Below are 20,720 nucleotides of genomic sequence, written 5' to 3' on the forward strand. Positions count from 1 at the left end.
ACGTCTGGGTGGGAGAAGAAGGGGACGAGCGAGCGATGTCCGAGGACACAGAGGGCAGAGAGAGCGCTGACGGCGCGGAGGGCGCCGAGGGCGCCAACGGTCCGGCGGCTTCGCCGGAGTGGGGGACGGGGCCGGGGGACCGGGGTGCGGGAGACCCGCCTGAGGGCAGGGTGTCGCTGGGGAAGCGGGAATCGGGCCCATGGGCGGCCCCGGCGGACCCGGGCCCGCGGGACGCGGTGCCACAGGACGCCGCCGGGCCGGCTGCTGGGGCGCCCGCGCATCCGTTCGCCCCGCCGTCGCAGGGGGAGACGCAGGTGGACCCGTTCACCCCGCCGTCCCACGCCGAGACGCAGGTGGACCCCTTCGCGGTGCCCTCGTCCCCGTCCTCGCCGACCCCGCCCGCCGAGCCGTACAACCCGTTCGCCCCGCCCTCCCCGGGCGCCGCGCCGGCCCCCGGCCGCTGGTCACAACAGCCGCAGCACCCGCACCCGCACGCCCAGCCGCCGGGTGCCCCCTATGCGATGTCCCCCGGCTACCCGGCGACGCAGGCCGGGGCCCCCTGGGCGCCGGGAGTCAATCCCTTCGCGCCGCCCGGGGAACCCGTGCCCCCGCCGCCCGTCTCGCCCGACGGGCCCGGGCAGATGCACTACGGCTACCCGGCCGCCCCGTACGGCTACGGCTACGGCCGCCACGCAGCGACCGGCCCGGCCCCGATGCCCTACGGCGGTCCCGGCTACGGCTGGCCCGGGATGCAGCCGCGCCCCGCGAACGGCATGGGCGTCGCCGCCCTGACGCTCGGGATCATCTCGGTCGTCGGCTTCATCCTGTGGCCGATCGCGATCGTGGTCGGGATCCTCGCCATCATCTTCGGCGCCATCGGCCGCGCGAAGGCGACCCGGGGCGAGGCCACGAACCGCGGTCAGGCGCTGGCGGGGCTGATCTGCGGCATCGGCGGACTGGTGCTCGCGCTGGTCCTGATGGTCTTCGTCATCGCCGACAGCGGCTCGTCGAGCGGCAGCAGCGACGACGGCGGCTACTCCGCCGCCCGGTAGGACGTAGACGCGTAGGGCATCGACGCGTAGGACATCGACACGTAGGACACCGGCAACGGGGGCCGGGCCGTCAGGCCCGGTCCGCCAGCCGCTCACGCGCCGCCATCAGCGCGAACCCGAGCAGATTGGGCCCACGCCACCGTCTCGGATCGCCGGCGGCCTCCGCGTCGGCCGCGAGTCCGATGCCCCACACGCGGTCGAGCGGGCTGGCCTCGACCAGGACGCGCTCGCCGGTCCCGAGCAGGAACTCCCGCAGATCCGCGTGCGCCGCGAACTTGTGCACGCTGCCCTCGACGACGATCCCGAACCGCTCGCGCGCCCAGGTGTCCTCGTCGAAGCCGCGCACGAGGCGCCCCGCCTTCTTGGCCTGCGAGGGATGTGCCGCCCCGACGGCTCTGCGCTCGGCCTCCGCGTCCCCGAACAGCCGGGCCTTCGCGGCCATCATCCAGTGCTCGGCCGTCGCGTACTCGACCCCGTCCACCGTGAACGGCGCGACCCACCACTGACTGAGGCAGCTCGCCCCGACTCTGCCGTCCGCCCGCGGTGTGTGCCCCCAGAAGTGCAGGTACTTGACCCGTACACCCGCTTCCACCGCCCTGACCAGCGAGTCCCGGTCGTGGATGGGCGCGTTCCCCTCAAGCTTGTCGATCTTCCCCATGCACGCGAGTCTGGCACGCACCACGGACACTCCGTCCTTGGTTCTTCAGGGGGACTCGACACCTGGTCGACAGATTCCGTCGCGTAACCAAAAGGCAACAACGGAATCACTTGTTGCAGTACATCGCCTCTGTCAGGATCGGCACTCAAATCGAGCTGGAGCTACGCCAGCCCCGCGGGACGGGGCTCCGGCGGAGGAGAGCGATAATGCACAACCCTGGCAACAGCACCCGCTTCCAGGCCCAGGACCGGTTCGCCGAAGGTGCCCAGTACATCGCGGGCCGTCTCACCAAGGGCACATCCGGCCGCACCCACGCAGTCGTCGACCCGGCCACGGGGCAGGACGTCTACACGTACGAGCTGGCCGGCACCGAGGACGTCGACGCCGCCGTGGCCGCGGCCCGCGAGGCCTTCCCCGGCTGGGCCGGCGCCACACCGGGCGAGCGTTCCGACGCGATGCACCGCTTCGCGGGCGTCCTGGCCGAGCGCGCCGAGGACCTCGCACAGGCCGAGTCCCTGCAGTGCGGCAAGCCCCTCAAGCTGAGCCGCGAGTTCGACGTCCCCGGGACCGTCGACAACACCGCGTTCTTCGCGGGCGCCGCCCGGCACCTCCAGGGCCAGTCCGCCGGCGAGTACAGCGGCGACCACACCTCGTACGTGCGGCGCGAACCCATCGGTGTCGTCGGGTCCATCGCTCCCTGGAACTACCCGCTCCAGATGGCCGCCTGGAAGGTCCTTCCGGCGATCGCGGCGGGCAACACCATCGTGCTCAAGCCCGCCGAGCTGACCCCGCTCACCTCCCTCCTGTTCGCGCAGGCCGCGACCGAGGCGGGCATCCCCGACGGTGTCGTCAACATCGTCACGGGCGCGGGCAGGGACGCCGGCGAGCACCTCGTCGGACACCCCGACGTCGCCATGACCTCCTTCACCGGGTCGACGGGCGTCGGCAAGCGCGTCGCCGAGATCGCCACCTCCACCGTGAAGCGGCTGCACCTGGAGCTCGGCGGCAAGGCGCCGTTCGTCGTGTTCGACGACGCCGACCTGGAGGCAGCCGTGCACGGCGCGGTCGCGGGCGCCCTCATCAACACGGGCCAGGACTGCACGGCAGCCACGCGCGCGTACGTGCAGCGCCCCCTCTACGACGCCTTCGTGCAGGGCGTGGCCGACCTCATGGAGGACATCCGGGTCGGCGACCCGTTCGCCCCGGACACCGACCTCGGTCCGCTGATCTCGCACGCCCAGCGCGACCGCGTCGCCGGATTCGTCGACCGGGCCCGCTCCTACGCGCGCGTGGTCGCCGGCGGCGTCATCCCCCAGGGCGACCTCGAGCAGGGCGCGTACTACCGGCCGACCCTCGTCGCGGACGCCGCCCAGGACAGTGAGATCGTCCAGGCCGAGATCTTCGGCCCGGTACTCGTCGTGCTGCCCTTCGACAGCGACGACGAGGGCATCCGCCTCGCCAACGACACCCCCTACGGCCTGGCCGCCTCGGCCTGGACCAGGGACGTGTTCCGGGCCAACCGCGCCACCCGCGACATCAAGGCGGGCTGCGTCTGGGTCAACGACCACATCCCGATACTTAGCGAGATGCCGCACGGCGGCTACAAGGCGTCCGGCTTCGGCAAGGACATGTCTGCCTACTCCTTCGAGGAGTACACGCAGATCAAGCACGTCATGTTCGACAACACCGCGGTCGCCCGGAAGGACTGGCACCGCACGATCTTCGGGGACCGATAGTCATCAGGCCGCCCACAGGGCGGCCGCACACCCTCCCGCAAGGGACCCTCCCGAAAGGGCATCCAAGCGCATGGAGCAGTACGAGCCCGACAGCCTGTCCCCTGTACAACTCGCCGCCATGCGGCGCAGTTTCCGCAACGGCAGGGCGGCCATGACCCGCCGTTCCCTGCTGCGCGCCTCCGCGGGCGGCGCGCTCGCCGTCGGCGGGATCGGGTCGCTGAGCGCCTGCGGCATCCCCGCGGCGAGCAAGAGCCAGGGCGGCGTCTCGTCCGAGGACCACTCGGCCGACGAGAAGGTGGTCAACTTCTCCAACTGGACCGAGTACATCGACCTCAGCGACGACGAGAAGCACCGGCCCTCCCTGGACGCGTTCACCAAGCGCACCGGGATCCAGGTCAAGTACACCGAGGACATCAACGACAACGTCGAGTTCTTCGGCAAGATCAAGCCGCAGCTCGCGGCGGGCCAGGACACCGGCCGGGACATCATCGTCCTGACCGACTGGCTGGCCGCGCGGCTGATCCGCTTCGGCTGGGTCCAGAAGCTCGACCCCGCCAACCTGCCCCACGCGTACGCGAACCTGTCACCGCAGTTCCGCAGCCCCGACTGGGACCCGGGCCGCGCCTACTCGTACCCGTGGCAGGGCATCGCCGTGGTGATCGCGTACAACACCAAGGCCACGAACGGCAGAGAGGTCACCTCGGTCTCGCAGCTGCTCGACGACCCCAAGCTGAAGGGCAGGGTCGGCCTGCTCTCCGAGATGCGTGACACCGTCGGGATGATGCTGCTCGACATGGGCAAGGACCCGGGCACCTTCACGTCCGACGACTTCGACGCGGCGATAGCCCGGATGCAGAAGGCCGTCGACAGCAAGCAGATCCGCCGCTTCACCGGCAACGACTACATCTCCGACCTGAGCAAGGGCGACCTCGCGGCCTGTCTCGCCTGGTCGGGCGACATCGTGCAGCTCCAGGTGGACAACCCCGACATCAAGTTCCACATCCCCGACAGCGGTTTCATGTACGGGACGGACAACATGCTGATCCCCAACAAGGCCCGTCACAAGACGAACGCCGAAAGGCTCATCGACTACTACTACGAGCCTCCGGTCGCCGCCGAGCTGGCCGCCTGGATCAACTACGTCACCCCCGTCGACGGCGTGAAGCCCGAACTCGCCAGGATCGACAAGAAGATCGCGAACGACCCGCTGATCGTTCCCGACAAGACCATGAGTGCCAAGGCGCACGGCTTCCGCTCGCTCACGTCCAAGGAAGACAAGGCGTTCGAGGAGAAGTTCGCCCAGCTCACCGGCGCGTGAGAACCGCAGCACCGAGCCCCCTGACCCCACGACTCCCTGGACTGCACCATGACGACAGAAAACGGCGGCGACGTCCGCCTTGCCGGGATCAGCAAGACCTACGGCTCCTTCACCGCCGTCAAGCCGCTGGACCTGACCGTGCCGCAGGGCTCCTTCTTCGCCCTCCTCGGTGCCTCGGGCTGCGGCAAGACCACGACCCTGCGGATGATCGCGGGGCTCGAGGAGCCCAGCTCCGGCACGGTCATGCTCGGCGACCAGGACGTCACCGCGCTGCCCCCCTACAAGCGCCCGGTGAACACTGTCTTCCAGTCGTACGCGCTCTTCCCGCACCTCGACATCTTCGAGAACGTCGCCTTCGGTCTGCGCCGCCGCGGCATCAAGTCCGTGAAGAAGCAGGTCGGGGAGATGCTCGACCTGGTCCAGCTCGGCGAGCAGGCCCGCAAGAAGCCGCACCAGCTCTCCGGCGGCCAGCAGCAGCGCGTCGCCGTGGCGCGCGCCCTGATCAACCACCCCAAGGTGCTGCTCCTCGACGAGCCGCTGGGCGCCCTCGACCTCAAGCTGCGCCGCCAGATGCAGCTCGAACTCAAGCGCATCCAGACCGAGGTGGGCATCACGTTCGTCCATGTCACGCACGACCAGGAGGAGGCCATGACCATGGCCGACACCGTCGCCGTGATGAACGCGGGCCGCGTCGAACAGCTGGGCGCCCCGGCCGACCTGTACGAGAACCCGGGTTCCACGTTCGTCGCCAACTTCCTCGGCACGTCGAACTTCATCGAGGCCGAGGTGGCCGGCCGCAGCGGCGAGGACCTCACCCTGAAGGCCGGCGACGGCAAGCTCGTACTGCCCGCCGCCCGCTGTACGGCCGCCGCCACCACCGGCGGGAAGGTCCTCGTCGGCGTGCGCCCCGAGAAGATCTCCCTCACCCACGCCGACGACGCGGGCTCCATACCCGACGGCCGCAACCGCATCACCGGCCGCGTCGCCGACAGCAGCTTCATCGGCGTCTCCACGCAGTACGTCATCGACAGCCCGCTCTGCGACGCCTTCGAGGTCTACGCGCAGAACATCGAGCGCGACAGCCGCCTCGCGCCCGGGGCCGAGGTCGTCCTGCACTGGAACCCGGCCCACACCTTCGGCCTCGACGCCGCCCAGGACATCGAGGCCGGCGCCGCGAAGGTCGAGGAGGACGCCGCCGCATGACGACCGTCACCAAGACCCCCGCGGAGCCGGTAGGCAAGACCGCCGCCACCGCCGTCCGGCCACGCAAGCGCGGCCGCCTCGTCCCGTACTGGCTGCTGCTGCCCGGCCTCCTGTGGCTGGTCGTCTTCTTCGCCCTGCCGATGGTCTACCAGGCGTCGACGTCGATCCAGACGGGCTCCCTGGAGGACGGCTTCAAGGTCACCTGGCACTTCGCGACCTACTGGGACGCGCTCGGCGACTACTGGCCGCAGTTCCTGCGCTCGGTGCTGTACGCGGGCGCCGCCACGGTCCTGTGCCTGGCGCTCGGCTACCCGCTGGCCTACCTCATCGCCTTTCGCGCGGGACGCTGGCGCAACCTCGTCCTCATCCTCGTCATCGCGCCGTTCTTCACCAGCTTCCTGATCCGCACGCTGGCCTGGAAGACGATCCTGTCCGACAGCGGCCCGGTCGTCAGCACGCTGAACGCCCTGCACATCCTGGACGTCACGAGCTGGATCGGCATGACGGACGGCGACCGTGTCCTCGCGACCCCGCTCGCCGTGATCTGCGGACTCACGTACAACTTCCTGCCGTTCATGATCCTGCCGCTCTACACCTCGCTGGAGCGCATCGACGGCCGGCTGCACGAGGCCGCGGGCGACCTGTACGCCACGCCCGCCACCATCTTCCGCAAGGTGACGTTCCCGCTCTCCATGCCGGGCGTCGTCTCCGGCACGCTGCTCACCTTCATCCCCGCCGCCGGTGACTACGTCAACGCGGACCTGCTCGGCTCCACCGACACCCGCATGGTCGGCAACGTCATCCAGACGCAGTTCCTGCGCATCCTGGACTACCCGACGGCGGCGGCACTCTCCTTCATCCTGATGGCCGCGATCCTGATCATGGTCACCGTCTATATCCGCCGGTCCGGAACGGAGGACTTGGTCTGATGCCCTTCGTACGCTGGCTGCGCCGCAATCTCGTCGTCATCGCGGGTCTGGTCACCCTCGGCTATCTGCTCCTGCCCAACGTCATCGTGACGGTGTTCTCCTTCAACAAGCCGAAGGGGCGCTTCAACTACGAGTGGCAGGAGTTCTCGCTCGACGCGTGGACGAACCCCTGCGGCGTCGCCGACATGTGCGGCTCACTGTCGCTGAGCCTCCAGATCGCCCTGTGGGCGACCATCGGCGCCACCGTCCTCGGCACGATGATCGCCTTCGCCCTGGTCCGCTACCGCTTCCGCGCACGCGGCGCCGTGAACTCGCTGATCTTCCTGCCGATGGCGATGCCCGAGGTCGTCATGGCCGCCTCGCTGCTCACGCTCTTCCTCAACATGGGCGCGCAGCTCGGCTTCTGGACGATCCTCATCGCCCACATCATGTTCTGCCTCAGCTTCGTCGTGACGGCCGTCAAGGCGCGCGTCATGTCGATGGACCCGCGCCTCGAACAGGCCGCCCAGGACCTCTACGCCGGTCCCGTCCAGACCTTCGTACGGGTCACCCTGCCGATCGCCGCGCCGGGCATCGCCGCGGGCGCGCTGCTCGCCTTCGCGCTCTCCTTCGACGACTTCATCATCACCAACTTCAACGCGGGCTCGACCGTGACCTTCCCCATGTTCGTCTGGGGATCGGCGCAGCGCGGTACGCCCGTTCAGATCAATGTCATCGGTACGGCGATGTTCATCGTCGCCGTGCTGCTCGTCCTTGCCGCGATGCTGGTCGGCAGGCGTAAGAACAAGGCAGTTTGAGGGAGTTGAAATCATGGCCGCACGTGCCATGAACCGTGGTACCGACTGGATCAAGTCACTGGCGGACGCCAAGCCGCTGTCCTACTGGCTGGACGACCCCGGCAGGCCCGAGGCCCGGCCGGCGCTCACCGGCGACGAACGCTGCGACCTGCTGGTCGTCGGCGGCGGCTACAGCGGACTGTGGACCGCGCTCCTCGCCAAGGAGCGCGACCCCGGGCGCGATGTGGTCCTGCTCGAAGGGCAGGAGGTGGGCTGGGCGGCGTCCGGCCGCAACGGAGGCTTCTGCGCCGCCTCCCTCACGCACGGCGTCGCGAACGGGCTGGCCCGCTGGCCCGGCGAGATCGGGAAGCTGGAGGAGCTCGGCGACCGCAACCTCGACGCGATCGAGGACGCGGTCGCCCGCTACTCCATCGACTGCGACTTCGAGCGCACCGGCGAACTGGACGTGGCCACCGAGCCGCACCAGGTCACCGAACTCCATGAGTTCCACCAGGAACTGACCGAGGCCGGGCTCGCCGGCGGCACCGAGCTGCTCGACGCCGACGCGACCCGCGAACAGGTCGACTCGCCGACCTTCCTCGGTGCCCTGTACGACCGGCGCGGCGTCGCGATGCTGCACCCCGCCAAGCTCGCCTGGGGCCTCAAGCAGGCCTGCCTCGACCTCGGCGTGCGCATCCACGAGCACACCCCGGCGCTCGAACTCTCCTCGTCCGGCGCCGGGACCGCGGTCCGCACTCCCTACGGGCGCGTCTTCGCCCAGCACGTCGCGCTCGGCACGAACGTCTTCCCGTCCCTGGTCAAGCGCGTGCGCTCGTACACCGTCCCGGTCTACGACTACGCGCTGATGACCGAGCCCCTGACCGACGACCAGCTGGCCTCCATCGGCTGGAAGAACCGCCAGGGCCTCGGCGACTCGGCCAACCAGTTCCACTACTTCCGGCTGTCCGCGGACAACCGGATCCTGTGGGGCGGCTACGACGCGATCTATCCCTACGGCGGCCGGGTGCGCGCCGAATACGACCACAGGCCCGAGACGTACGCGAAGCTCGCCGGCCAGTTCTTCACCTGCTTCCCGCAGCTGGAGGGGGTGCGCTTCAGCCACGCGTGGGGCGGCGCCATCGACACGTGCTCCCGCTTCTCGGCGTTCTTCGGCACGGCCCACAAGGGCCGGGTCGCGTACGCCGCCGGGTACACCGGCCTCGGCGTGGGCGCGACCCGCTTCGGCGCGGACGTGATGCTCGACCTGCTCTCCGGCGAGCGCACGGAGCGTACGGAACTGGAGATGGTCCGCACGAAGCCGCTGCCCTTCCCGCCCGAGCCGTTCGCCTACACCGGGATCGCGCTCACCAAGTGGTCCCTGGCGCGCGCCGACGACAACGGCGGCCGGCGCAACCTGTGGCTGAAGGCGATGGACAAGGCGGGCCTCGGCTTCGACAGCTGACCCGAGTCCGCGACAACTCGTGGGCAGAACCCGCGTAATGCTCGCGCCCCGGCCTCCTCTCCCTGGTGACACGCACAGCTTTCGGCAGCTGCGTACCAGGAAGAGGAGGTCCCGCCATGACTGGCTCGGGGGCGAAGTCGGCGGTCGAGTGGCTGGCGTCCGTGGCGCCTGATCCGGACGCCTGCCGCTGGGAATGGGAGCGCAACCCCCTCGGGGTCGCGCTCCTTCCCGCGGGCAGGCTCTGGGACGTACTGATCCTCCCCGGCGAGCTGGGGTATCCGACGCTCGACGTGCTCACCCGCGTCATAGACCGGCCGGGCCCCGTGCTCGCCGACTTCGGTGACGCCCGCATGGGCTTCTTCGTACCCACCGGCACGGCCACCCGCTGGATCGGCACGGGGGTGCGGGGCGCCGGCCGCGGCACTTGGATCGTCGTGCCGCATCCCCTTCCGGGCCGCGCCGCCGGCGGGGTCCGCTGGCTGATCCCGCCCGACGGCTCGGGCACCCTCACCGACCCGACCGTCCTGGAACTGACGATGCACGAGGCGGCGGCGCAGCTCGCGCGGGACGACACGCACGAGTAGCCCGATGGGCCGGCCGGGTCAGCCGCGCGGCGCCCGGCCCGCCCACACCGCGCACATCACGTACAGCAGGACCACTGAGAGGCACCAGCCGCCGATGACGTCCAGCGGCCAGTGGTAGCCGCGCCGCACCAGACCGAAGCCGACGGCCGCGTTCAGGACGGTGTAGCCGATGACGAGTTCGCGGCGTACGTAGGCGCCGCGCACGTACGGCAGCAGGAGGAGCAGGCAGGCGCCGTACGCGACCGCAGCCGTCGTCGCGTGTCCCGACGGGTAGAAGCCGGTGCCGGGGCCCATCACGGCCGGGCCCGTCCGGGCGACGGTCTCCTTGATCGGGACGACCAGGAGCGGGACGGCGGCCATCGTGAGCGCGGCGGTGACGAGGCGCGTCCACCAGCGGGGCACGCCGTCGCGGCGGGCGCGCCAGGCGGCGTAGCCGAGGACGGCGGCGAGGACCGGGAGCGCGACGGTGATGTTGCCGAGGTCGGCGAGGAGTTCGGCGGCCCGCTTCGGCAGGCGGCTGGATCCGATCGCGTCGCCGAGGCGTTCGTCCGCGCGGCGCAGCGCACCGCCGACGGCGATCTGCCAGGTGAGGAAGAGGAAGAGCAGGGCGCTCAGAACGGCGGCCCAGCGGAAAATGGTCGGCCGCCCCGGAACAGGGGGGGTAGTTCCGAGGCGGCCGATCTGACCGGTTTGCCGCACGCCCCGGGGGGTTTGGGGCGGGCGGCCATCCGATCGGTGAGGAGTTCCGGAGCCGGAAGCTCCGGGTGTGTGCGCGAGGGCACGACCAGGGCGGGGCTGGGGAGGCTCCGTCCCGGTTTCGCCCACAGTCCCCTGTGGGCGGGGTGTTTCTCTCATCTGCAGAAACCGTACGGCAGGGCGTGGGCGTCCGACAGCCGGAACGGCAACCCGTCATCGGCCCCGCACACGTTCTTCACACGCCCTGACCGTTGCCTGAAGTCGCCGGAGCGGCTCAGACGCCCGCGAACGCGGTCTCGATGATGTCCAGGCCCTCGTTGAGCAGGTCGTCACCGATGACGAGCGGGGGAAGGAAGCGCAGCACGTTGCCGTAGGTGCCACAGGTGAGGACCAGCAGACCCTCGGCGTGGCAGGCCTTGGCGAGCGCGGCGGCGGCCGCCGGGTGCGGCTCCTTGGTGCCCTTGTCCTTGACGAGCTCGATGGCGATCATCGCGCCACGGCCACGGATGTCGCCGATGATGTCGAACTTCTCGGCCATGGTGGCGAGGCGGGCCTTCATGATGGCCTCGATGTTCTTCGCCTTGGCGTTGAGGTCGAGCTCCTTCATGGTCTCGATGGCGCCGAGCGCACCGGCGCAGGCCACCGGGTTGCCGCCGTAGGTGCCGCCGAGGCCGCCCGCGTGCGCGGCGTCCATGATCTCGGCGCGGCCCGTCACGGCGGCGAGCGGCAGACCGCCCGCGATGCCCTTGGCGGTCGTGATCAGGTCGGGGACGATGCCCTCGTCCTCACACGCGAACCACTGGCCGGTGCGGCAGAAGCCGGACTGGATCTCGTCCGCGACGAAGACGATGCCGTTGTCCGCGGCGAACTGGCGGATCGCGGGCAGGAAGCCCTTCGCCGGCTCGATGAAGCCGCCCTCGCCGAGGACCGGCTCGATGATGATCGCGGCGACGTTGTCGGCGCCGATCTGCTTGGTGATCTGGTCGATCGCCTGGGCGGAGGCCTCGGCGCCCGCGTTCTCCGCGCCGGTCAGCCAGCGGTAGCCGTAGGCCACCGGCACGCGGTAGACCTCGGGCGCGAACGGGCCGAAGCCGTTCTTGTACGGCATGTTCTTGCTGGTCAGCGCCATCGTCAGGTTCGTACGGCCGTGGTAGCCGTGGTCGAAGACGACGACGGCCTGGCGCTTGGTGTACGCACGGGCGATCTTGACGGCGTTCTCGACGGCCTCGGCGCCCGAGTTGAACAGCGCGGACTTCTTGGCGTGGTCACCCGGCGTGAGCTCGGCCAGCGCCTCGGCGACGGCCACGTAGCCCTCGTACGGCGTGACCATGAAACAGGTGTGGGTGAAGTCCTGCAGCTGGGCGGAGGCGCGGCGCACGACGGCCTCGGCGGAGGCGCCGACCGAGGTCACGGCGATGCCGGAACCGAAGTCGATCAGGCGGTTGCCGTCGACGTCCTCGATGATGCCGCCGCCGGCGCGGGCGGTGAAGACCGGCAGCGTGGAGCCCACGCCGGCCGCGACCACGGCGGTACGTCGGGCCTGCAGCTCCTGCGACTTCGGACCGGGGATGGCGGTGACGACGCGGCGCTCCTGCGGGACTGCGCTCATGCGGGGCTCCTGGGGGTGTTTCGGGTGCTTTCTTCGCAGGTTAGGGGCGAGGGGCGGGGTGGGGCATGCTCCATCCGGGCGCGGTTCGCGGATTGCGTTGTCCGTCGTGGACATAGGGCGCCGCAGCGGGGATCGCCCCAGGTCCGGGCGCGTAACCGGTGAACTCCCCATGCAGGGGCACTAGATTGACCCGCGGACACACAGACCGGCAGGTCAGGGGGCAAGGGCAATGGACACCGACGGCACGCAGGGCGCTGGCGGCACGCACGACGCTCGTGGCACACACGCCACACCGGTGCCGCGCCCCGCGGGGCCGCCGACGCCTCCGGCGGTGTCGGCCAATGGGGGAACCGGCGGGGGAGCGGGCATGGGTTCGTCCGCACGTCCCAGCGCCCCGCCACCCCGCCCCACGCACGCCCCCGGCGCCGCCGGAGCGTCCGACGGGGCCGTCGGGGCCACCTTCCTCGGGTGGCTGCGGGCCCCGCGGCCCGCCGCCGAACCGGGCATCTGGCGGTTCGCGCACCGGCCGAGGCCCGCGCAGGAACCCGAGGTGATCCCGGCCCGGCAGCTCCTCAGCGGAGCGGTGATCGCGTTCCTCGTGGGGTGGCTCGTCTGGTCGCTGCTCTGGAACGGCTACCTCGGCGGCTGGTGGTTCCTGCCGCTGCAACTGCTCGCCCCCGACGCCTGGCTCGGCAGCGACAACCGGATCGGCAAGGGCCTGCTCTACAACGGCTACCTCCTTCTCGTCGTCCTGGCGATCATGGTCGGCGTGGGTCGACTCGGCCGCTGGGGCGAGGTCTGGCGCCGCTTCGTCGCCCCGTACCTGCGCCGCTTCGTGCCGCCGACCCTGCACCGTTTCGTCCCCCCGAGCCTGCGCCGCGATGAGTCGGACCAGCCCGCCCCCGCGCCCGAGGAGGACCCGGCACGCTGGCCCCAGCTCCGGGCCGCGGGCGCCGCCGACGCCGCCGACCGGCTCGCCGCCGACGCCCGCGCCGGGCTGATGCGCGACGTGGACCAGGCCCGGATCGCCCGCGCCTGGCAGGGCGTCCGCCGCGGCAGCCACCCCCTCGCCTCGTTCACGGCTGCCGTCGTGAAGGACGGCGCCGCCGCCTGCCTGCATCCCTCCGGCGCGCGCGACCTGCCCGCCCGCGCCGCCCGCCACGACCTCGCCACGGCCCAGGTCAGGATCGGCACGACCGCCGACGACCCACGCAACCCCTACGCCTACCGCGGCACGGGTCTCGCCTTCGGGCCCGATCTGCTCGGCACCTCGCTGCTCGCCGTCGGCCCCGCGGGGACAGGCAAGACCGGCAGCGTCGTGTGGCCGCTCGCCGAGTCCCTGTGCCTGGGCGCGCTGGCCGGCCGCGCCGCCGTCGTGGTCGTCGGCGCGGCGGGCTCGGGCCTAGGCGCCTCCGACGGCTACGACGTCGTCATCCGCATCGGCCACCCCGAGTCCGTTCACGACCTGGACCTGTACGGCGGCACGAGCGACCCCGACGAGGCCGCGGCGGTGCTCGCCGAGGCCCTCGTCGGGGACCTCGCCGACCCGCACCCCGGCGGCGACAGCCGCCGCTCCACCACCGTCATCGCCCAGCTCATCGGGCCGTACCACGCCGTCCACGGCCGTTTCCCCTCCGTGCCCGAGCTGCGCCGCCTCCTCGACGGCGCCCCGGAGCCGCTCGCCGCGCTGCGGCAGGCGCTCACCGACGCGGGTCACGAGGCGATGATCCGCGAACTCGACGCGCGCGAGCGGCAGTTGGGACACCCGGGGGACGTGGGCGCGGTGCTCGCCGACCGGGTGGCGCTCCTGGACCGGCCCGCGTTCGCCTCGTTCTTCGACACGACGGGCCGGGGCAGGCCGTTCTCGCTGCGCGCCCTCGACCACCCCGTACGCGTCCGCATCGACCTGCCCGAACGCGGGCACGCCGACGCGTCGCGGATCCTCGCGCGCCTCGTGCTCGCCCAGTTCGTCGCCAGCGCGTCCGTCCGCGACGACCGCTCGCTCTTCGCCTGTCTGATCCTGGACGACGCGACCGGCGCCGTGACCCCGCAGGCCGTGCGCGGCGTCCAGCGGCTGCGGTCCGCGAACGCGGGCGCCGTCCTGACCCTGCGCACCCTCGACGACGTGCCGCGGCCCCTGCGCGGACCGCTCCTCGGCGCCGTCGGCTGCCGCATGGCGCTGTCCGGCCTCACCCCCTGGGACGGCCAGGACTTCGCCGAGGTGTGGGGCAAGGAGTGGACCGAGACGCGGGACGTCACCGACCGGCAGATCATCGCGGAGACCCCCCTCGGCAAGACCGTCCACATGCTGCGCCGCGTCATCACCGGCAACGCGCCGACCGCACGGGCCGTCACCGTCCGCCAGGTCGAGCGCGAGCGCTGGTCCGCCTCCGAACTGGCGCACGCCGTGCCGCCCGGCCACGCCGTCCTGTCCCTGACGACGGTGCGCGGCGAGCACGCGCCCCCGCTCCTGGTGGACCTGCGCGACTGAGGCGGCCCGCTGGGTGGGGACGGCCGCAGTCGTACGTACGGTGAGGCAGAATCGACACTGGTCGTTCATACGTACCGGCCAAAAGATCCACAGGATCCACCCCCACCCGAGCACCACCTGTCGCACACCTGAAGGCCTCATGCCGCCCACGCTCGCCTCCCTCGTCCACCACTCCGCGCTCAAGCTGACCGTGCGCGCCGGGGAGGAACGGCTGGACACCGCCGTGCGCTGGGCCCACGTCAGTGAGCTCGCCGACCCCGTGCCGTACATGGAGGGCGGCGAGCTGCTCCTGTTCACCGCGCTCAAGCTGGACGCGGAGGACCCGGAGGCGATGCGCCGCTACGTGAAGCGGCTCGCGGGCGCCGGGGTCGTCGGGCTCGGCTTCGCCGTCGGCGTCAACTACGACGCGGTGCCGCAGGCTCTCGTCGACGCGGCGCGCGAAGAGGGCTTCCCGCTCCTCGAAGTGCCGCGCCGCACCCCCTTCATCGCCATCAGCAAGGCCGTCTCCGCCGCCATCGCCGCCGACCAGTACCGCGCCGTCACCGCGGGGTTCGCCGCGCAGCGCGAGCTGACCAAGCAGGCGCTGAGCGGCGGCCCCGAGGGGCTGCTCGGCGCGCTCGCCGGCCAGGTCGACGGCTGGGCCGCGCTGTACGACGCCTCGGGCGCCGTGGTCGCCGCCGCGCCGGAGTGGGCCGGGCGCCGGGCGGCCCGGCTCGTCGCCGACGTCGAGCGGCTGCGCGAGCGGCCCGCCCCGGCCAGCGCCGTGGTCGGCGGCAGCGAACAGCACGGCGGTGGCGACGAGGACCGCGTAGAACTGCACTCGCTCGGCACCGGACGCAGGCCCCGCGCCGCGCTCGCCGTGGGCACCGCCGCGGCCCTCGGCACCGCCGAGCGCTACGCGCTGCACTCCGCCATCGCCCTGCTCACCCTCACCACCGAGCGCTCCCGCTCGCTGCACTCCGCCGAGCAGCGCATCGGCGCCGCAGTCCTGCGGATGCTGCTCGCCGGGGAGCCCGAACACGCCAGGACCGTCGCGGGGGACCTGTACGGAGGGCTGCTCGACGCGCCCTTCCGGATGATCGTCGCCGAGGTCGCGTCCGCGTCGGCGGGCCGTGCGCACGCCGACGGCCACGCGCGCGTGGCCCTCGACAAGCCGGAGCGGCCCGCGCCGGGCACGGGGGCGGCGGCCGTCGCAGCCTCCGGCGACCCGCTCACCGGGCTCGCCGACGTCGTGGAGGCCGCCGCGGCCCGCTCCGGCGAGGCCGTCCTCGTGGTGCCCGACGGGGACCGGCTCGTCCTGCTCGCCGCCGACGGCGGCGCGTCCGCGGGCGCCTGCACCCAGTACGCCGAGGCCCTGGAGACCGCCCGCCTGACCCAGCGCGAGCAGGGCGGCGCGGGCGAGGAGGACGAACTCGTGGTGGGCCTGTCCGCACCGGCCGGGCCGATCGCCGCTGCGACCGCGTACAAGCAGGCCGAACAGGCCCTGTCGGTCGCCCGGCGGCGCGGGCGCGCCCTCGTCGAGCACGAGGAGGTCGCGGCGGGCTCCGTCGTGCCGCTGCTCGCCGACGACGCCGTACGCGCCTTCGCCGACGGCCTCCTGCGGGCACTGAAGGACCACGATGCGACCGGCCGCGGCGACCTCGTGGCGTCGCTGCGCGCCTGGCTGTCACGGCACGGCCAGTGGGACGCGGCCGCCGCCGACCTCGGCGTGCACCGCCACACCCTGCGCTACCGGATGCGGCGCGTCGAGGAGATCCTCGGCCGCTCGCTCGACGACCCGGACGTGCGCATGGAGCTGTGGCTGGCTCTCAAGGTGACGAGCGCGGGCGGCGAATAGGCCCACCCGGCCCGCCCTTCCGGACAGAACCTGCACCCGCCTCTGCCAAAGAGGCGCGCCGCGCTCGCGGATTCCGACACGTCGGACAAACACGGCTCCGGCCGGGCCCGCCTACCGTTGGTCCGGAAAGACCCCAGTACACACCCACTGCGGAAGGGCCGGGACCGACTATGACCGCCACTCACGCCTTCTGGCTCGCGGGCCGCGAGGCCACCGGTGACGCCACCTTCGACGTCACCAACTCCTACGACGGTCGGCTGGTCGGCAAGGTCAGCGTGCCCACGGACGCGCAGGTCGAGGAAGCCGTCGCCGCCGCGTACGCCGTCCGCGACGAGTTCGCCGCCACCCCCGCCCACGTACGGGCCAAGGCCCTCAACCACGTGGCCGACCGGCTGACCGAGCGCACCGAGGAGATCGCCCAGCTGATCTCCGCCGAGAACGGCAAGCCCATCAAGTGGGCGCGCGGCGAGGTCGGCCGTGCCGTCTCCGTCTTCCGCTTCTCCGCCGAGGAGGCCCGCCGCTTCAACGGCGGCGAGGCCCAGCGCCTCGACACCGACGCGGGCGGCACCGGCCGGCTCGCCCTGACCCGCCGCATTCCGCACGGCGTGGTCCTCGGCATCGCGCCGTTCAACTTCCCGCTGAACCTCAGCGCCCACAAGGTCGCCCCGGCCATCGCCGTCGGCGCCCCGATCATCCTCAAGCCGGCCCCGGCCACGCCGATCTCCTCGCTGATCCTCGGTGAGCTGCTCGCCGAGACGGATCTCCCGGCCGGCTCCTGGTCCGTCCTCACGGTCCCGAACGACCGCATGCCCGCCCTGGTCCAGGACGAGCGCCTGCCGGTCATCTCCTTCACCGGCTCGGGCCCGGTCGGCTACGCGATCATGGACAGCGTGCCGCGCAAGCACTGCACGCTGGAGCTCGGCGGCAACGGCGCGGCCGTCGTCCTCGGCGACTGGGCCTCCGACGAGGACCTGGACTGGGCGGCGACCCGCATCGCCACCTTCTCCAACTACCAGGGCGGCCAGTCCTGCATCTCCGTGCAGCGCGTCATCGCCGACGCCTCCCTGTACGAGCGGCTCCTGCCGAAGATCGTCGCGGCCGTCGAGGCGCAGGTCACCGGTGACCCCGCGGACGACGCCACCGACGTCGGCCCGCTGGTCAGCGAGGACGCCGCCAAGCGTGTGGAGTCCTGGGTCGACGAGGCCGTCGCCGCGGGCGCCTCGCTGCTCGCGGGCGGCAAGCGCGAGGGCGCCACGTACGCCCCGACCGTCCTCGCCGACGTGCCGGCCGACGTGACGATCTCCTGCGAGGAGGTCTTCGGACCGGTCCTCACGGTCAAGAAGGTCGACGGCGAGGCCGAGGCCTTCGCCGCGGTCAACGACTCCAAGTACGGCCTCCAGGCGGGCGTGTTCACGCACGACCTGCAGACCGCGTTCCGCGCCCACCGTGCCCTCGAGGTCGGCGGTGTGGTCATCGGCGACGTCCCGTCCTACCGCGCGGACCAGATGCCGTACGGCGGCGCCAAGCAGTCCGGCGTGGGCCGTGAGGGCGTGCGCTACGCGATGGACGACTACACGTACGAGCGCGTGCTCGTCCTGACGGGCCTCGCCCTGTAGGACCGCGCAAGACCCCGGCGTGCGCCTGATCCGTACGCCGGCCATGGACGGCCGGAGCCCACTGTGCGGGGGCTCCGGCCGTCCGCGTTCCCGGGCCTTCGTTTGACGACAGGCCCGACGGACCCATGTCCCCCGGATGCCGATGCCGATGACCCGATCGGTGCGCGAGGGGTGGTCGGGTTGCCGGTTTTCGGGTACATACGACCGAGTAGCACCCGTCGGTAGTCGATGCCGAACGGCCCCTACTCGCGGCGAGGTGAGCCCCCATGGCGGCACCAACTTCCCAGCAGCCATCCGTGACGGAACGCGAGGCCCGGCAGGTCGCCGAGGCCGCGCGCGAACAGGGCTGGCGCAAGCCGAGCTTCGCCAAGGAGCTCTTCCTCGGGCGTTTCAGGCTGGACCTGATCCACCCCCATCCACATCCGGCGGGCGAGGACGTCCGGCGCGGCGAGGAGTTCCTCGCCAAGCTGCGCGACTTCTGCGAGACACACATCGACTCGGCCCGTATCGAGCGCGAGGCGCAGATCCCCGACGAGGTGATCAACGGGCTCAAGGAGCTCGGCGCCCTCGGCATGAAGATCGACGTCAAGTACGGCGGCCTCGGCCTCACGCAGGTCTACTACAACAAGGCCCTGTCCCTGGTCGGCTCCGCGAACCCCGCGATCGGTGCCCTCCTGTCGGCCCACCAGTCCATCGGTGTACCGCAGCCGCTGAAGATCTTCGGGACGCAGGAGCAGAAGGACACCTTCCTGCCGCGCTGCGCCCGCACCGACATCACCGCGTTCCTGCTGACCGAGCCCGACGTCGGTTCGGACCCGGCGCGCCTCGCCACGACCGCGGTGCCCGACGGGGACTCGTACGTCCTCGACGGCGTGAAGTTGTGGACGACGAACGGCGTCGTGGCCGACCTGCTCGTCGTCATGGCGCGGGTGCCGAAGGCGGAGGGGCGCAAGGGCGGCATCACGGCCTTCGTCGTCGAGGCCGACTCCGAAGGGATCACGGTCGAGAACCGCAACGCCTTCATGGGCCTGCGCGGCCTGGAGAACGGAGTCACCCGCTTCCACCAGGTCAGGGTCCCGGCCGCGAACCGCATCGGTCCCGAGGGCGCCGGCCTCAAGATCGCCCTCACCACCCTCAACACGGGCCGGCTCTCGCTGCCCGCGATGTGCGTGGGCGCGGGCAAGTGGTGCCTGAAGATCGCCCGCGAGTGGTCGGGCGCCCGTGAGCAGTGGGGCAAGCCGGTCGCGTTCCACGAGGCGGTCGGCCAGAAGATCTCGTTCATCGCCGCCACGACCTTCGCGCTCGAAGCCGTCGTCGACCTGTCCTCGCAGATGGCCGACGAAAACCGCAACGACATCCGCATCGAGGCCGCCCTCGCCAAGCTCTACGGCTCCGAGATGGGCTGTCTGATGGCCGACGAGCTGGTCCAGATCCGCGGCGGCCGCGGCTTCGAGACCGCCGAGTCCCTCGCCGCGCGCGGCGAACGCGCCGTCCCCGCCGAGCAGCTCCTGCGCGACCTGCGCATCAACCGCATCTTCGAGGGCTCGACGGAGATCATGCACCTCCTCATCGCCCGCGAGGCCGTGGACGCGCACCTGTCCGTCGCCGGCGACCTGATCGACCCCGACAAGTCCCTGTCCGACAAGGCGAAGGCGGGCGCGAAGGCCGGCGGCTTCTACGCACGCTGGCTGCCGAAGCTCGTCGCCGGACCAGGCCAACTCCCCAACTCCTACGGCGAGTTCCACCCCGACGGTCACGTCGACCTCTCCGGCCATCTGCGCTACGTGGAGCGTTCGGCGCGCAAGCTGGCCCGCTCCACCTTCTACGCCATGTCCCGCTGGCAGGGAAAGATGGAGACCAAGCAGGGTTTCCTCGGCCGGATCGTCGACATCGGCGCCGAACTCTTCGCGATGAGCGCGGCCTGCGTGCGGGCCGAGCACCTGCGCGCCACCGGCGAACACGGCCGCGAGGCCTACCAGCTCGCCGACGTGTTCTGCAGCCAGTCCCGCGTCCGCGTCGACGAACTCTTCGGGCGCCTGTGGCACAACACCGACGAACTGGACCGCAAGGTCACCAAGGGTGTCCTCGGCGGGTCGTACACCTGGCTGGAGGAGGGTGTCATCGACCCGAGCGGCGACGGCGCGTGGATCGCGGACGCGACCCCCGGCCCCTCGAAGCGGCAGAACGTCCACCGCCCCATCCGCTGAACCGCGCCCCGGGGCCCGCGGGTATCTTGCTCACCGCAAGGACCACGGGCCCCGGGGGAGATGGCAGTCCGTGACGAGCGCAAGTACCGCAACGACCTGGAACGACGGTTCCTCGACCACGCGCTGAAGACGCGTATCCGCGGCTTCTGGCTCCTCGTCGTCGCCGCGCTGCTGTGGCTGTACGTCCTGGCCCGGCTCCTGCTGCCGCCGGGCTTCCTCCTCGCGTCCGACGGTGAACACGGCGCCGGCTGCGACGACCCGCTCCTCTTCGAGGAGATCCGCAGCGGTTACGACGACAGCATCGCCAACGTCTGCGTCCTCGAACCCTGGCCGATGATCTTCGCCGTCCTCGCGCTCTCCCTCCCCATCGGGATGGCCGGCGCGATCCTCTACGTGCGCGGCGTCCTCAGTGCCAACCTCAGTCACTACATTCGGTCCATGACCGGGCAGTGACCGGGCCCGCCTCCTTGCCTCAAAGGGCGACGAGGCGGACATTGGGTACAGGGGGGAGGCTCCTGTGCCGGGTACCGGATTCGACCACATCAC

Annotated in this window: 16 protein-coding genes; 13 read left to right on the plus strand and 3 right to left on the minus strand. The window is 71.6% G+C overall.

Going from position 1 to position 20,720, the window contains the following annotated elements; genetic code table 11:
* The first annotated feature begins 35 nt into the window (after positions 1 to 35).
* Complete coding sequence (locus tag ACWFR4_RS36265) at positions 36 to 1,052, plus strand: DUF4190 domain-containing protein (RefSeq protein WP_453656161.1); 1,017 nt, start codon at positions 36 to 38, stop codon at positions 1,050 to 1,052.
* Positions 1,053 to 1,122: 70 nt separating this feature from the next.
* On the opposite strand, the gene ACWFR4_RS36270 is transcribed toward ACWFR4_RS36265, so the two are convergent.
* The gene (locus tag ACWFR4_RS36270; RefSeq protein ID WP_453656125.1) at positions 1,123 to 1,710 is read right to left on the minus strand and encodes an NADAR family protein; all 588 of its coding nucleotides are present in this window, start codon (positions 1,708 to 1,710) and stop codon (positions 1,123 to 1,125) included.
* Positions 1,711 to 1,916: 206 nt separating this feature from the next.
* Between ACWFR4_RS36270 and ACWFR4_RS36275 the strand changes: the two genes are divergently transcribed.
* From ACWFR4_RS36275 to ACWFR4_RS36305, 7 genes are all read left to right on the plus strand, one after another.
* Positions 1,917 to 3,446: a gamma-aminobutyraldehyde dehydrogenase gene (locus ACWFR4_RS36275; RefSeq protein ID WP_453656126.1), complete on the plus strand. Its 1,530-nt coding sequence runs from the start codon at positions 1,917 to 1,919 to the stop codon at positions 3,444 to 3,446.
* Between the two features lie 70 nt (positions 3,447 to 3,516).
* Positions 3,517 to 4,764, plus strand: coding sequence for a polyamine ABC transporter substrate-binding protein (locus ACWFR4_RS36280; RefSeq protein ID WP_453656127.1), 1,248 nt, complete (start codon positions 3,517 to 3,519; stop codon positions 4,762 to 4,764).
* Positions 4,765 to 4,812: 48 nt separating this feature from the next.
* Positions 4,813 to 5,967: an ABC transporter ATP-binding protein gene (locus ACWFR4_RS36285; protein ID WP_453461830.1), complete on the plus strand. Its 1,155-nt coding sequence runs from the start codon at positions 4,813 to 4,815 to the stop codon at positions 5,965 to 5,967.
* Complete coding sequence (locus ACWFR4_RS36290) at positions 5,964 to 6,896, plus strand: ABC transporter permease (protein WP_453656128.1); 933 nt, start codon at positions 5,964 to 5,966, stop codon at positions 6,894 to 6,896. Before ACWFR4_RS36285 ends, ACWFR4_RS36290 begins: the two co-directional genes overlap by 4 nt.
* Entirely contained in the window at positions 6,896 to 7,693 is a 798-nt protein-coding gene (locus ACWFR4_RS36295; protein ID WP_453461836.1) for an ABC transporter permease, read from the plus strand. Before ACWFR4_RS36290 ends, ACWFR4_RS36295 begins: the two co-directional genes overlap by 1 nt.
* A 13-nt stretch (positions 7,694 to 7,706) precedes the next feature.
* Positions 7,707 to 9,134, plus strand: coding sequence for an NAD(P)/FAD-dependent oxidoreductase (locus tag ACWFR4_RS36300; RefSeq protein ID WP_453656129.1), 1,428 nt, complete (start codon positions 7,707 to 7,709; stop codon positions 9,132 to 9,134).
* A gap of 116 nt (positions 9,135 to 9,250) precedes the next feature.
* On the plus strand, positions 9,251 to 9,718 hold the full coding sequence (locus tag ACWFR4_RS36305; RefSeq protein ID WP_453461841.1) for a hypothetical protein: 468 nt from the start codon (positions 9,251 to 9,253) through the stop codon (positions 9,716 to 9,718).
* An 18-nt stretch (positions 9,719 to 9,736) separates the two neighbouring features.
* Here ACWFR4_RS36305 and ACWFR4_RS36310 read toward each other — a convergent pair whose 3' ends face one another.
* Positions 9,737 to 10,417: a phosphatase PAP2 family protein gene (locus ACWFR4_RS36310; protein ID WP_453461844.1), complete on the minus strand. Its 681-nt coding sequence runs from the start codon at positions 10,415 to 10,417 to the stop codon at positions 9,737 to 9,739.
* Positions 10,418 to 10,688: 271 nt separating this feature from the next.
* Positions 10,689 to 12,023, minus strand: coding sequence for a 4-aminobutyrate--2-oxoglutarate transaminase (gabT, locus tag ACWFR4_RS36315; protein ID WP_116509281.1), 1,335 nt, complete (start codon positions 12,021 to 12,023; stop codon positions 10,689 to 10,691).
* Between the two features lie 229 nt (positions 12,024 to 12,252).
* Here gabT and ACWFR4_RS36320 point away from each other — a divergent pair, with 229 nt between their 5' ends.
* The 5 genes from ACWFR4_RS36320 (at position 12,253) to ACWFR4_RS36340 (ending at position 20,627) form a co-directional block, all read left to right on the plus strand.
* A complete protein-coding gene (locus tag ACWFR4_RS36320; protein ID WP_453656130.1) occupies positions 12,253 to 14,514 on the plus strand; it encodes an ATP-binding protein in 2,262 nt (753 codons plus the stop codon).
* A 139-nt stretch (positions 14,515 to 14,653) separates the two neighbouring features.
* The gene (locus ACWFR4_RS36325; RefSeq protein WP_453469061.1) at positions 14,654 to 16,351 is read left to right on the plus strand and encodes a PucR family transcriptional regulator; all 1,698 of its coding nucleotides are present in this window, start codon (positions 14,654 to 14,656) and stop codon (positions 16,349 to 16,351) included.
* Positions 16,352 to 16,521: 170 nt separating this feature from the next.
* A complete protein-coding gene (locus ACWFR4_RS36330) occupies positions 16,522 to 17,967 on the plus strand; it encodes an aldehyde dehydrogenase family protein (RefSeq protein WP_100595112.1) in 1,446 nt (481 codons plus the stop codon).
* 266 nt (positions 17,968 to 18,233) lie between these two features.
* Positions 18,234 to 20,174 (plus strand): acyl-CoA dehydrogenase family protein, encoded by a 1,941-nt coding sequence (locus ACWFR4_RS36335; protein WP_453656131.1) that lies wholly within the window; start codon positions 18,234 to 18,236, stop codon positions 20,172 to 20,174.
* A 60-nt stretch (positions 20,175 to 20,234) separates the two neighbouring features.
* Positions 20,235 to 20,627 (plus strand): hypothetical protein, encoded by a 393-nt coding sequence (locus ACWFR4_RS36340; RefSeq protein WP_453656132.1) that lies wholly within the window; start codon positions 20,235 to 20,237, stop codon positions 20,625 to 20,627.
* Positions 20,628 to 20,720 lie beyond the last annotated feature (93 nt).

This window comes from Streptomyces sp. NPDC055140 (assembly GCF_053607285.1).